The sequence below is a fragment of the Arthrobacter sp. PvP103 genome (assembly GCF_017833075.1).
In the GTDB taxonomy this organism is placed as follows: domain Bacteria; phylum Actinomycetota; class Actinomycetes; order Actinomycetales; family Micrococcaceae; genus Arthrobacter.
Window position 1 is genome coordinate 2,311,022 of sequence record NZ_JAFIBQ010000001.1, and the last position, 12,624, is coordinate 2,323,645.

Genomic DNA, 12,624 nt, shown 5'->3' on the forward strand with positions numbered 1-12,624 from the left:
CTGACGAGTGTAGCCTAGGCAGGAAGTAAGCCTACTTATTTCCTCGAGGTGAGCTCATGGTTGACCGTATTGCCGACATCTGGGGCGCCCGCACACCTTACGCCCAGGGAGGACGATGGCCCGAGCGCGTCGACATGGTGCTGCAGGCGGACATCGAGGCAGGCGAGGTCGATGAATGGGTGCAGTCCGCCTGCGTTCTCTGCAGCAACGGCTGCGGATGCGACATCGCCGTCAAGGACGGCCGGATGGTGGGCATCCGGGGACGGGCCACGGACCGGGTCAACCATGGCCGGCTTGGGCCCAAGGGCCTGTTTGGCAGCTGGCAGGGAATGCAGCACCCGGACCGCCTGACCCGGCCGCTGATCCGCGAGAATGGCCGCTTGGTTGACACGGACTGGGACACGGCCATGGAACGCATCGTGGCCCGAAGTAAGGAGCTGCTTGCCTCGAAAGGTCCGTTGAGCCATGGGTTCTACACCAGCGGACAGTTGTTCCTGGAGGAATACTACGCACTGGGCATCATCGGCAAAGCCGGAATCGGCACGCCGCACATGGACGGCAACACACGACTGTGCACCGCCACTGCGGCCGCATCGCTGAAGGAAAGCTTCGGCGCGGACGGACAGCCCGGCAGCTATGCGGACATCGACGAATGCGATGCCGTGTTCCTCTACGGACACAACATGGCAGAGACCCAGACTGTCCTCTGGAGCCGTCTCCTGGACCGCTTGTCCGGGCCAAACCCGCCGCGGCTTGTCTGTGTGGATCCCCGCGAAACGGAGGTTGCCAGGGCGGCGGAGGTCCATCTGCCCGTCAGGCCGGGCACCAACCTGGCACTCATGAACGGCCTGATCCGCGAACTGTTCGTCAACGGCTGGATTGACCAGGACTACATCGACGCGCACACCCTCAACGTCGGTCAGCTGCGCGGCGTGGTGGACAAGTGGACGCCCGAACGGGTGGCCGAAGTCTGCGGCGTGGAAGCCTCGGACGTCCGCAGGGCCGCGGCAATCTTTGGCGCCAGTGAACGGGTCCTGTCCACGGTCCTGCAGGGGTTCTACCAGTCCGCCCACGCCACAGCCTCCGCCTGCCAGGTGAACAACCTTCACCTGCTCCGCGGCCAGCTGGGCAGGCAAGGGTGCGGAATCCTGCAAATGAACGGCCAGCCAACTGCGCAGAACAACCGGGAATGCGGGGCCGACGGCGACCTCCCGGGCTTCCGGAACTGGGAGAATCCGGAACATGTGAAGGAACTCGCGCGCATCTGGAACATCGACCCGTCCGTCATCCCGGACTGGTCACCACCTACCCACGCGATGCAGATCTTCCGCTACGCGGAGCAGGGATCCATCGGCTTCCTCTGGATATCGGCCACCAACCCGGCCGTCTCAATGCCCCAGCTCGCCAGGATCCGTGACATATTGCGCAAGGAGAGCCTGTTCCTGGTGGTGCAGGACATCTACCTCTCCGAAACTGCGCAATATGCCGACGTCGTTCTTCCGTGCGCGGGCTGGGGAGAGAAGACCGGGACCTTTACGAATGTGGACCGCACGGTCCACCTTTCGGAGAAGGCGGTTGACCCGCCCGGCGAAGCACGCAGCGACCTGGACGTCTTCCTGGACTACGCCCGCCGCATGGATTTCAGGGACAAGGACGGCGGGCCCCTGCTGGACTGGACCGGCCCCCAAGACGGTTTTGAGGCATGGAAGGAATGCACACGCGGCCGCCCCTGCGACTACACCGGCTTGAGCTACGAGCTGCTCCGCGGCGCCAGCGGCGTCCAATGGCCATGCAATGACGAACACCGGGAAGGCACCGAACGGCTGTACACCGACGGGCACTTTCCCACCGATCCGGCCTACTGCGAATCATTCGGACACGACCTGCTCACAGGCGCCACCGTAGGTTCCACGACTTACAAAGCGAGCGTCCAGTCAGGGAAGGCCTGGTTCAAGGCACTTGACTACACACCCCCGCACGAAGAACCTGATGAGGACTACCCGTTCCGGTACACCACCGGCCGTACGGTCTACCACTTCCACACCAGGACAAAAACCGGACGCAGCAAGCCGTTGAACGACGCCGCTCCCGCGCCGTGGTTGGAGATGTCCCGGGAGGACGCCGGAAAGCTCGGGGTGGCGGAGGGCGACATGGTCCGTGTGGCGTCGCGCCGGGGCACGCTGGAACTGCCGGTGCGGGTGGCGGATATCAGGCCTGGGTGCGTTTTCGCCCCGTTCCATTACGGTTATTGGGATACTGCCGGCCCCGACGAGGGCGGCCGGCCACGGGCAGCCAATGAACTGACGCTGACGGAGTGGGATCCAGTGTCCAAACAGCCCGTCTTCAAGAACGCGGCGGTGCGGCTTGAAAAGATCCCCGGGCAGGGGCCGGCATGAAACTTCCCGTCTACCTCGGCCTGCTGCAGGAAGCTGAAGCCGCCTTGGCGAGCTCTTTTCGAGTAGTGGCGCACGGGCACGGCGAGGAGCCCGATGTGCACTTCCTGCTCGAAACACTCGCCAAGCAGTGCGACGCCCACCGCGAGGCGCTGAGTCCCGTGATTGAACGCTACGGGGAGGAAACCGAAGGCGAGGAGGAACACCGGCTGACAGCTAACGGAATCCGGGAAGTCCGTTCCGGGCCCCTGGCCCTGCTCCTGGACCTGCAGGACCTGTACGTGCTGGTCAACCACATCGATGTCACCTGGATGATGGTGGCGCAGGCGGCGAAGGGTGACCGCGACGAACAGCTTCTGGACGTCGTGTCGCAGTGCGAGGGGGACACCGAGCTCCAGCTCCGGTGGCTGCGGACGCGCATGAAACAGGCCGCACCCCAGGCCCTGCTTGTTGCCGAATAGAACACCTACGCCGAGAGGGGCCGGGCGCCGCTCCGGGCCCGCATCCGCCGCCACACGGCGGGGGCAACCACTACGGCAATGCCGACGGCGGCGCCGATGACTGTCTCCACGATCCTGTCCCGCAACAGCACCTGGGGGGCAGCGGGCGCAGCCAGCAACGTGGCGCTGAGAGCCAGCGGCGTAACGAAGATCTGCGCCAGGACGTACTGGCGTGCAATGAACATCTCGGCGCCGAACTGGCACGCGGCGATCACCAGCACCATCTGCCAGGGCGCAGGATTCAGCAGCAGCACACCCGCCAGCAAGATCAGGCCCAGCACGGTGCCGATGATTCTCTGGATGCCCCTGGCCACCCGGTGGCGGGTGGTGCGGCCCACCAGCGGTACAACGGCAGCCACCATGGCCCAGTAGTTGTGGCCGAAGCCCAGCCGCTGGCCCACAAGGGTGGACAGTGTGCCCGCCAGGCCAGCTGCCACGATGTAGCCCACGGCCTCGAGCCAGGCGGCGCGCTTTTCATCGGGCGTCAGCCGGGCAGGTTCGGGCATGGACCACGGCGTCCGCCGGCTCCGGACCAGGCGGGAGGAAATGCCGACCAGCAGGCAGAACACGGTGGTGAGGACGGCGACAAGCATGCATTGCCAGAGCGGCGGCTGGCTGGGAATCGACGCGACGGCAGCGAAGGCAAAGATATGGAACAACGAGCCCGCCGGCCGGTGCCGCCACAAGGCGATCACCAGCGAACACGCTCCGGCCACCACGGTGGTGGCCGCCACCTGCGCCCAGGTGCTCGCGGCGTCCGACAGCCCCAGGGCCTGGCCGGCGCGGGCGGACAGGGTTGCCAGCAATATGACGAGCAGCATGAGCGAACCGGCGCGCACCTGGATGAAGAGCCGCTTCCGGTGCATCTCCCCGCGGCCGTAGATTCCGGTGAAGGCGCCAAAGGAAGCAAAGATTGCCAGGTCGCTGCGGCCTATCAGGACAAGGATGATCAGCGGAACAAAGACACCAACTGCGCACCGGATCGCGACCTGATGGTCCTTATTGCCGGGGGCAATCGTGAACATCTCGGCGAACAGCTTCACGGGGGTCACGCCTTTCCATACGGTGCCAGTCTGATGGCGGCAGCGTCGGCGTCCACCCCAAATCCTACGGCCTCGGGCGCGGTAACGACGGCGGCGCGAAGGCGCGGACTGGTATTGTCAATCGGTTAAATCACCGACTGAATCGAATACCGGAGGACCCCATGCTCAAAGGATTCAAGGATTTCATCCTTCGTGGCAACGTGATCGAACTGTCCATCGCCGTCGTCGTCGGCACGGCTTTCACGGCGCTGGTGGCCGCGTTCACCACGAACATCGTCAACCCGATCATCGCAGCGGCCGGCGGCGTCCAGACGGAAGGGCTGGGCTTCCACATCTGGCCCGGAAATGACAAGACGTTCGTCAACATCGGCGGCGTGCTCACCGCGTTCGTGACCTTCCTCATCACGGCGGCCGTGGTCTATTTCATCTTCGTAGCGCCCATGAACAAGATCAACTCACTGGTGAAGAGCCGGCTGGCCACGGCGGAGCCCGAGGAGGAGCCCATCCCGGCAGACACAGCGCTGCTGGCCGAGATCCGGGACCTGCTGACCCAGCTCGCCGGCAACGACCGGGAACTCACCAGCGCAGGAACGTCAAAAGAACCGGAAGGACCACGCTGACTCCGAGGCAGTCAGGCGCTGGCGGCGTCGGCCCGCCGGAACCCGCCGTTCCATTTGCCCCGCCGCACCGTGGTGGGAATTCCGGCGGCAGCGAGCCGGACGGAGCGAAGTACCCGTGACTGCTCGCCCGGAGTCAGCTCGTGGTAAACCGGGAGGACCACCAGCCGGTCCGCCAGCCGTTCCGTGACTGAGAGGTCTGCCGCGCCGGTGTCCCGGTTCCTGTAGGCCGGCTCCCGGTGGACCGCCGCGATCCCGGCGCCGGCGGATATGCCGTCGCGTGACAACCGTTCCAGAAGCTCATTGCGGGCCACGGCGAAGGACGGCAGCACTTCGAGCCAGAAGGATTGAAAATTGCTGGTGCCGTAGTCGGGGTCCTTGATGAACCGGAGCCCGCCGATCCGCGCGAGCGCCAGCTGGTAGCTGGCCACGATTTCCCGGCGATGGGCGACGGCTTCCTGCAGCCGCCCGAGCTGGACCAGGCCGATGGCAGCCTGCAGGTCGGTCATGCGGTGATCGGTTCCCTCACCGCTCCCGCCCTCATCACGAAGGTCCCGGGCTGCGCTTGCCCACCCCTCATTCCGGGTGGTCAGCATTCCGCCTTCGCCGGTGGTCAGGACCTCAAACGAATCGAAGGACCACACGGTCAATTCGGCGCCGGCTCCCACCGGCTGTCCCTGGTACGTGGAGCCCACACCGCAGGAGGCGTCCTCGATGACCGTGACGCCGAGCGGGTCACACAGCTCGCGGATGGGTTCCAGGTCAACTGGCATCCCTCCCTGGTCCGCCGCGATCACCGCCCGGGTGGCCGGCGTGAGGGCCTCCTCGATGGTCCTCCGGGACACATTGCCGGTTCCCGCCTCGACATCGGCAAAGACCGTCCGGGCGCCCAGGCGACTGACGGCGTCGGCGTTCGCTGCTGAGCAGAACGAGGGCAGGACGACGTCATCCTGCGGTTCGACACCGGCCACGCTGAGCGCCAGGTGGAGCGCGGCGGTTCCGCTGGAGACTGCGACGGCGTACGGCGCCTGTTGGGCAGAGCCGAATGCCTCTTCGAACTGCCCCACGCGAGGCCCCTGAACCATCCGGCCCGAAGAAAGCACTTGCACGACGGCGTCCGCTTCCTCCTGCCCGAGCCATGGCCTCATCACGCCGATGTGGCTAACCGCACGGTCTTCGCTGATGGTCACCGGGACCTCCCGCTCGTCAAAAGGAAATAGGTATGCCCTTCCATTCAACGCGCCACCCGACGGTGCGGTCACGAGAGTAACGTACGCGCCTTTTTCCGCCGAGCACCGCCTTTACAGCGCGGAATACCCGCTTGGAAACCGCGGTACTCCCCGTGGAGCAAGGCAGTACTTGGTCTACTTGCCGCCGGACACCCCCGTGTTACCTGCCGGGGCCCCTGGCAGGTACGGGCGGTCGTCGGGCGGCTCAGGTCCTGCGCTCCCTGTCCGGAACGGGGACGCGGAGGGAGTTGTCCAATAACCCGGTTTCAGCGTCCGACGGATGGTGGGCACCACGGTCCCGTTGACGCCTTGTGGCGGTACTGGGCCCTGCCGGCTCCAAGACCTCCGCTTCGGGCGTACCGGCGTGCCTGGCCGGCTTTTCCTTCGTTCGTCGGCCGGCGCTGGACAGCTCAAGGGAACGGGCGATAGAGACAGCCCCGAAGACCAACACCACTCCGCCAACGGCCACAATGATCAGCGTCCTCAGCCGGCTCGAAAACATCTCCTCCGCCTGGCCCGGACCATCGACAGGGAGCGCGGAGAAGAGGTAGCTTTCGTCGGCCCCGTTGATCTTCTGCACATCGTGCAATGTGGTGGTCAACCGATCTCCCAAAGCGACGGCCGTGTCCACCGCCTGCTGGGGAGACGTGCCCGATGCCGACACTTCGAGGAGCATTCCCGACCCGAAGGAACTGGCTTGGGCTACCGTGTATTCGGTGCCAAGACCCCGTTCCTGAAGGGACTTCATCGTCTCCTGGGCCCCCAACTTGGTCATCAGCACTTGAGACAACAGGGTGCTGTCCGGGCTCCGGAGGTACGGGTTGTCGCCGTTGACCTTGGCCAGCTGGGGGTTGGTTTCCAGCTCGATGGCCGTTGGCACCTTAGGAGTAATCAGTGCATAGCTCATCTTGGCCTGATAGCTCCGCTCGGCAAAGAACATGACATAGACGCATGCGAACATGGTCAGCACAACGACTGGCATGGCCACCCACTTGTGCCTCCAAAGCGTCTTGAGTACGGAAATCGGATCCATGGCTTCTTCCTACCCCCAGGGGACTTTGCCGGATGCAGCTCCAAGGGAAGCATTCCGGACCGGGTCCAGTTGATTCTTAACCATCAGCCAGGTGGCACCTGACAGACCTGTGAAAAACGGACAAAGCAAAGCAAAAACCGGAAAAGACATCGAGTCGAAGGTTCCGGACGCCACTGTCGCTATAAGCCCGGCGGCGGCCACTGATGCTCCCAACAACTTCAGTTCTTTGTCCTGTGCATGCCGCGCAGCTGCCAATGCTGCAATCGCCGGGACAGCGAGGTACGCGATCATAGCAATCAGCCCGATGACGCCCATCGTCACGGCGACCAGCAGGTATTCGTTATCAAAGATGTCCTTAGGTTGTGCTGGGATCCACGTGCCCGGTCCGGTCCCGAACAACGGACGATCAGTCACAAGGCGCAGTGCCAACGGATAATCTTCCGTCCTGTATGTGATGGACGTATCCGAACTGCCAGCCGTAGTGGTGGAGAACATGGTGCCAATCAGACCGGGCACTCCCACAAACATTGCGGCTGTACCCACCGGCACGATCACGGCTGCCCACATCTTGGCAGTCCGAGGCACGAACATGACCGTGATGGCAAGGGCTATCACAATGCTGATTAGGCCTGATCGGGAAACGGTGATTGCATTCGCCACGGCGAACAGTGCCACCACTATCCACTGGAGTGTCTTCCGGCCCTTCGGATCATGAAATGCCCGCCAAATGGATAGCGGGAGCAGCATGGCACTGACAACCCCCAATTCGATGGGGTGCAACGTGGTTCCTGCCACTCGCATGAGTGCGCCGCGCGCTTGGAAGGCACTGGCGGTTCCATTTTCGACGAATCCGACCATGATCACCTTGAACCAGTCCATCGGATTCGTGTGCGTGCTGAACTGAATAATCGCCACCACGCTGCAGATCGTTCCACCAGCCAAAACCCACCGGACCAAGGCCCTTGCATCATTAAGGTTGCGCACCGATTCAGTCGTAACAAAAGCGATCCCTGCCGACGCGATCATCAGGAGCATCCATCGGTCGGCGGCGGCACGTCCCTCGACGGTGCTGGCTCCGCTGAGGCCTGCAAATAGGTGTGCGTAGCTCACGCACGATGCCAGGAGCAGCATCAGCAATGCTGCACGCCCGGGGTGCCGGAACGGCACGGGGTCGTGCAGGCCCAGGACAGTGGAGATGGTCCACAAACAAAAGAGACCCAACGCAAGCAGTTCGGGGAGGTTGGCACTGGCCCCGATGGGTTCCAGAACCAGGTAGGCCGGAACCGCCATGACCGAGAACATGGTTGCCTTCAGCAGCCATGGCGGCCCGGCGGGCGTCAGACCCGATGCCGGATGCAGCTCCGAGTAATTCATCAGCGTCGCAACCCGTCCGTTGTTGACAGCCGGCTGCTGGCGTCCCGTTCCCAGCCGGGGCGAGGCACGCCAGCCCCCTTGCGCCCGGCAATTGCGAAGCCCGCGTAGATCAGGGCGTCCATTGCCGAAAGCGGCCCGCGGACTGAACGGATCAATTCCGAAACGGTCCTCGCGGTGCTGCTCCGCTGTCCTTCCATCCTGTTTACCTGGGCGTTGGCGCGGCAAACGCGGCGCATCACAGCCATGTGGTCCTTCAGGCTCCGCGGTGGGCGCACCACCACGGGGTCGACGTCGAGAACGGCCTTTTCTGCCGGCCCAAAAAGTCTGTCCACGAACAGGTCGTCCGCCAGCACCTCCGGGAATTCCTCCAGCCGAAGATGCCCTTCCTTGGACAGCGCAAAGGCGCCGGCAGCGTAAAGGCTCGTGGCATTGGAAGGCAACCTCATCCGCGCCCGATACTGCGCCCGGATGAGCGGATGGGCGCCCTGCAGGTCATAGCGCGCAGCCGGACGCCCCGCCAGCAGCCCGCCGGGGGTCAGTGCGAGGAACAACTCACGCAGGGCATTAGCAGTGATTTCGACGTCGGCGTCCAAGTAGAGCCGGGGCCATTCGGTCGCCGCTGCGTCCCCGGCGTTCATGGCAGACGGTTTGGACGCTGCTGTGGATTCCAGCACTGTGACGCCGTCGAATCGCCGGGCAATCTCCGCGGTGTTGTCTGTGCAGCCGTTGCAGACAACGATTACTTCCACCTGCCGGGCAGCAGCCAACGGCGCCAGCGGGGCGAGTGCCCTGGCGATCACGTTGGCCTCGTTGTGGGCCGGTATGATCACCGAACCCCTCGGAAAGTATCCCGCGTCCGGGTCTTTGCAGGGGCCGGGGAGGGCAGCCCAGCGGTCTTCGTTGAGAACTGTCCGGAGAACACCCCTCCGGTCGGCCTTCCAGCAGCGCAGCGCCTCGGACAGCACTACGGCGCCGTGGAAGACCGCGGAGTATGCGGCCGAGTGGTATTTGCGGATATAGCGCACCCGGTTGACGGCAAGGAGGGCGTTCAGCTGAGCCGAACTTCCTGAACCGCCGCCGCCGTGCGTCATGGCGGCGGCGGGCTCGTACCAGACAGTTTCGCCCATCGTCCGCAGGCTACGGAAATAGTCAGTCTCTTCCCAATAAAGGAAGTAGGACTCATCCCACGCCAGCGAGTCGGCGAGGTCGCGCCGAACCATCAGCGCGGCCCCCGTGGCCCACTGAACCGTATGCGCGTGGGCATAGCTTTCCGGGCTGAAGTCTGTACCCGCAAGCCAGCCTGGACGGTTAGCAGCCCGGCGCCCTAATAATGCGTCACCGAAGGCGTTCGTGATGCTTGGTTCTCGGAACAGGGAGGGACTTAGTGACCCGCGGTCATTGAGGAGCCGGGGTACAACGGCTCCGGCATGCGAAGCATCCAGTCGATGCAGCATGGTCGTAAGGCTCCCGCGTCCCACGGTCAGGTCAGGATTGAGCACCACCACGGTGGCGCTTTCTCCGGCCTTGCGCATGGCGGCGTTGATCCCGCCGGAATATCCCAGGTTTCCGCCGGTGGCAAACGCGATCACATCAGGATGCTGGCTGCGCACAAAACCCAGCGTGCCGTCAGCGGAGGCGTTGTCCGCCACCACCACGCGCAGGGTGAGGTCGCCCGTTTCGGCCCGCAGGCTCTGCAGAAGGGAACCAATTCCCTGAATGCTGTTATAGGTGACCACAATCACGACGGCGTCCGTCGAGCCTTCTGGACCGGTGAACCGTCCGGGAGTCCGCGGGGCGGGAACGGCCGAGGCTAGGCGCTCCGGCACCACGGGTGGAACGGTACAGGAAGCTGTCCGCAGCTTCACATAAGCGGGCGGTCCGTCGATCAGGTAGCGGCCGGCGAGGCGCTTGGGTTCAAGCGCCAGCCGGTAGCCCCATTCGAGCCCGTGTTCGCTTGCCCACTGTGGAGCACGGTGTACCCGGCCGGCCAGGAAATCGACGGCTGCGCCGAAGGCCAGCAGCACCGCGGCCCCGCTCAATGCCCCGTAGTGGTCAATCCACAGTTCCTGTCGGGGCTTGCCAAGCCCGACGTAGAGAATCTGGGCGCCGGCTTCGGCGATGTCCTTGGCGATCCGCACTGAATGTTCCGCAGAGGCCAGTTCCTCCCGGTCCGGCGACCACATGCCTGCCACCAGGAGCCGCGGGTATTCTTCCTCAATCTTCCGGGCGAGCAACCGCTGGTTCGCCGCGGAGCCGCCCAAGAAACCCACCCTGAGTCCCAGCTGCTCAGCTCGTGCCAGGAGGGGGGAAGCGAGGTCGCTGCCGGCCAGCCGGGGCCAGCGGTGCCCGGTCAGCCTCTGAGACTGAGCCACGAGCGGCGCGCCGTCGAGCAAATAGAGCCAGTCCACAGGGCTGGCCGGGTCTGCATGCAGCGTGCCTGCCCAACGACCGCGGACGCCGAAATGATGCAGGTGGTCCAAGTTGACGGACGCCACCCCCAGCGGTGGCAATCCCCGGCGGCCGGCCCGGGTAAGGATGAGTTCCAGAGCCGGCTCGGGATCCATCAGGTCAACCGGTGTGCCGCCCAGGATTACCTTGTTTCTGTCCAACTTTTCCATGTTGTCCCTCAGTTCTGCGCGGGCACGAGCTGCCCGTTGATTTCGAAGTAGCGGCGCCCCGTGGCCGGGCAGAGCCAGCTGCCGCCGTCGTCCTGCTTAAGCGGGTGGCCCGCTTCGCCCACCCAGCCCATCTGCCGCGCCGGCACGCCTGCCACCACGGCATAGGCCGGAACGTCACGGGTCACGACGGCGCCAGCGGCCACAGTGGCCCACTCGCCGATGCTGAGGGGCGCGATACAGACCGCACGCGCACCCACCGAGGCGCCTTTGCCGACCGTGACGCCGACTGCCACCCAGTCCTCAGAACCCTTCAGTGTTCCATCGGGGGTGATGGCCCTGGGGTGGAGGTCATTGGTGAGCACAGCGGCGGGTCCGATGAAGACACCGTCGGATATGCGCGCGGGTTCATAGACCAGTGCGTAATTTTGCAGTTTGCAGTTGTCGCCCAGCTGCACGGCCGGACCAACATAGGCCCCCCGGCCGATATTGCAGTTGTTTCCCAATCTGGCATCTTCGCGGATCTGGGCTAGGTGCCAGATCCGGGTCCCGTCACCGATGGATGCTGTGTCCGCCACGTCAGCTGTGTTGGCAATGGTGATCATGTCGTTCCTCCCGGAATTTCGTTTTGTTCCGGCTCCCGGCTCGCTTTGAGCCGCGCCGCGACGGCGGTTCGTCACGTGGGCCAGGAAGGCTCCAAGCAGAGCGCCAAGCGTGTTGTTGGTGACGTCCCGCAAGCTGGCTTGGCGCTGGCTGAGCAGGAGGAACTGGATGGCCTCGATCACGGTAGACGTCAACAAGCCCGTCGCAGGCGCTATCCAAAAGCGTCGCGGTGGGAAGAATTGGGCAACCAGCAGGCCAAGCGGGACAAAGAGCATGATGTTCGCCGCGCCCTCCACATGGCTGTAGCGGATTCCTGCTGTTACGTCGTATGTATGCAGGACCGCTAGGACATCTTTCAAGAATCCTGCCAGTGGGCGGTCCACCGGAGTGGGCCAGAAAGCAATGCAGGCCAGGGACGCAACGTAGGCACCAAGGAGCACGAGGAGGGTTCTGCGACGTGCGGGCGTACTCATCTTTTCGCCTCAGCACGGAGTGCAGACAGCACGTGGCCTGTGGTTTCCGCGCTGGTCATGGAGTTCGACTGGATGTGGACGGCAATATCCGTTGGTCCGAAGTCTGCGATGAATTGCCCGACACGGACCCCGGCTAAGGCATCCGGATCCCACGTGATGATTCCCCCCAAATAATCCGGGTGGGTGACGGATTCCGGGACGGGAAGTCCTAGAAGCCGGTGAGCCGTTTGGGTCCACTTCACATGCCGGTCCATGTCACTGGAGATGGCATTTGGCATTTCGAAAAGACGCACCGTCCTGCCCTGGAAGATGAGTTCGGCAGGCATCGGCCGCAGGAGTACTACGTCCGAGTCAATAATCACGGTGGCGTCCGTGCCAAGCTTCGGACCGGCCGACAACTTCGAAATTTGCTGGAGCACCCAGCCACGAACGGGAGGCCAAAGCCGACGCAGGTTTAATGCGCTGAACCGCACCATGGAAGGCAGGAACGGCAGCTTTTTCACCATGGCGGCAAGTCGGTCTGTCGCGACAAACCCCGCCAGGAGGAAATCGGATTCGGGCCACACCCTTAGCCGGGGCGATTCCAGGGGGCTGACCAATGCCAGATCCCGCCGGGGCACGATCACGTGATGCGTCACGGATTCGTCCGTGAATTCAAGCAGGGATTCATGCAGTTGGACCGGTCGGTCGAAGTCGGGACGGAACGACGGCGTCAAGATGGTAATCGTGTTCATGTCTAAATTC

General features: G+C 64.1%; 10 protein-coding genes and 1 pseudogene. 3 read left to right on the forward strand and 8 right to left on the reverse strand.

Features of this window, described 5'->3' with window-relative positions:
- The first annotated feature begins 56 nt into the window (after positions 1–56).
- Both JOE41_RS10580 and JOE41_RS10585 read left to right on the forward strand, forming a co-directional pair.
- On the forward strand, positions 57–2,396 hold the full coding sequence (locus tag JOE41_RS10580) for a molybdopterin oxidoreductase family protein (protein ID WP_209752316.1): 2,340 nt from the start codon (positions 57–59) through the stop codon (positions 2,394–2,396).
- Positions 2,393–2,854 carry a hypothetical protein gene (locus tag JOE41_RS10585; protein ID WP_209752317.1) on the forward strand — a complete coding sequence of 154 codons (462 nt, stop codon included), beginning with the start codon at positions 2,393–2,395 and terminating at the stop codon, positions 2,852–2,854. The genes JOE41_RS10580 and JOE41_RS10585 overlap by 4 nt, the downstream gene beginning before the upstream one ends.
- A 5-nt stretch (positions 2,855–2,859) precedes the next feature.
- Here JOE41_RS10585 and JOE41_RS10590 read toward each other — a convergent pair whose 3' ends face one another.
- Positions 2,860–3,936, reverse strand: a complete 1,077-nt coding sequence (locus tag JOE41_RS10590) for an FUSC family protein (protein ID WP_209753608.1) — start codon at positions 3,934–3,936, stop codon at positions 2,860–2,862.
- A gap of 161 nt (positions 3,937–4,097) precedes the next feature.
- On the opposite strand from JOE41_RS10590, the gene mscL reads away from it, so the two are divergent.
- On the forward strand, positions 4,098–4,556 hold the full coding sequence (mscL, locus tag JOE41_RS10595) for a large conductance mechanosensitive channel protein MscL (protein ID WP_209752318.1): 459 nt from the start codon (positions 4,098–4,100) through the stop codon (positions 4,554–4,556).
- A gap of 11 nt (positions 4,557–4,567) precedes the next feature.
- Here mscL and JOE41_RS10600 read toward each other — a convergent pair whose 3' ends face one another.
- The 7 genes and pseudogenes from JOE41_RS10600 to JOE41_RS10625 all read right to left on the reverse strand — a co-directional run bounded on the left by JOE41_RS10600 (position 4,568) and on the right by JOE41_RS10625 (position 12,614).
- Positions 4,568–5,743 carry a DegT/DnrJ/EryC1/StrS aminotransferase family protein gene (locus JOE41_RS10600; protein WP_083812722.1) on the reverse strand — a complete coding sequence of 392 codons (1,176 nt, stop codon included), beginning with the start codon at positions 5,741–5,743 and terminating at the stop codon, positions 4,568–4,570.
- Positions 5,744–5,987: 244 nt separating this feature from the next.
- Positions 5,988–6,815: a chain-length determining protein gene (locus JOE41_RS10605; protein WP_209752319.1), complete on the reverse strand. Its 828-nt coding sequence runs from the start codon at positions 6,813–6,815 to the stop codon at positions 5,988–5,990.
- Between the two features lie 9 nt (positions 6,816–6,824).
- A complete protein-coding gene (locus JOE41_RS10610) occupies positions 6,825–8,189 on the reverse strand; it encodes an O-antigen ligase (protein WP_209752320.1) in 1,365 nt (454 codons plus the stop codon).
- Complete coding sequence (locus JOE41_RS10615; protein ID WP_209752321.1) at positions 8,189–10,807, reverse strand: WecB/TagA/CpsF family glycosyltransferase; 2,619 nt, start codon at positions 10,805–10,807, stop codon at positions 8,189–8,191. Before JOE41_RS10615 ends, JOE41_RS10610 begins: the two co-directional genes overlap by 1 nt.
- Before the next feature lie 8 nt (positions 10,808–10,815).
- On the reverse strand, positions 10,816–11,409 hold the full coding sequence (locus JOE41_RS21015; RefSeq protein WP_245201042.1) for an acyltransferase: 594 nt from the start codon (positions 11,407–11,409) through the stop codon (positions 10,816–10,818).
- A gap of 84 nt (positions 11,410–11,493) precedes the next feature.
- Positions 11,494–11,880 (reverse strand): annotated as a pseudogene (locus tag JOE41_RS21020) (VanZ family protein); the annotation flags it as partial.
- The gene (locus JOE41_RS10625) at positions 11,877–12,614 is read right to left on the reverse strand and encodes a DUF6492 family protein (protein WP_209752323.1); all 738 of its coding nucleotides are present in this window, start codon (positions 12,612–12,614) and stop codon (positions 11,877–11,879) included. The gene JOE41_RS10625 and the pseudogene JOE41_RS21020, both read right to left, overlap by 4 nt.
- Positions 12,615–12,624: the final 10 nt, after the last annotated feature.

What these genes read in the sequence shown, in the direction of transcription:
- JOE41_RS10580 (WP_209752316.1), top strand. Translation starts at nt 57, where the DNA reads ATGGTTGACCGTATTGCCGACATCTGGGGCGCCCGCACACCTTACGCC.
- JOE41_RS10585 (WP_209752317.1), top strand. Translation starts at nt 2,393, where the DNA reads ATGAAACTTCCCGTCTACCTCGGCCTGCTGCAGGAAGCTGAAGCCGCC.
- mscL (WP_209752318.1), top strand. Translation starts at nt 4,098, where the DNA reads ATGCTCAAAGGATTCAAGGATTTCATCCTTCGTGGCAACGTGATCGAA.
- JOE41_RS10605 (WP_209752319.1), bottom strand. Translation starts at nt 6,815, where the DNA reads ATGGATCCGATTTCCGTACTCAAGACGCTTTGGAGGCACAAGTGGGTG.
- JOE41_RS10610 (WP_209752320.1), bottom strand. Translation starts at nt 8,189, where the DNA reads ATGAATTACTCGGAGCTGCATCCGGCATCGGGTCTGACGCCCGCCGGG.
- JOE41_RS10615 (WP_209752321.1), bottom strand. Translation starts at nt 10,807, where the DNA reads ATGGAAAAGTTGGACAGAAACAAGGTAATCCTGGGCGGCACACCGGTT.
- JOE41_RS21015 (WP_245201042.1), bottom strand. Translation starts at nt 11,409, where the DNA reads ATGATCACCATTGCCAACACAGCTGACGTGGCGGACACAGCATCCATC.
- JOE41_RS10625 (WP_209752323.1), bottom strand. Translation starts at nt 12,614, where the DNA reads ATGAACACGATTACCATCTTGACGCCGTCGTTCCGTCCCGACTTCGAC.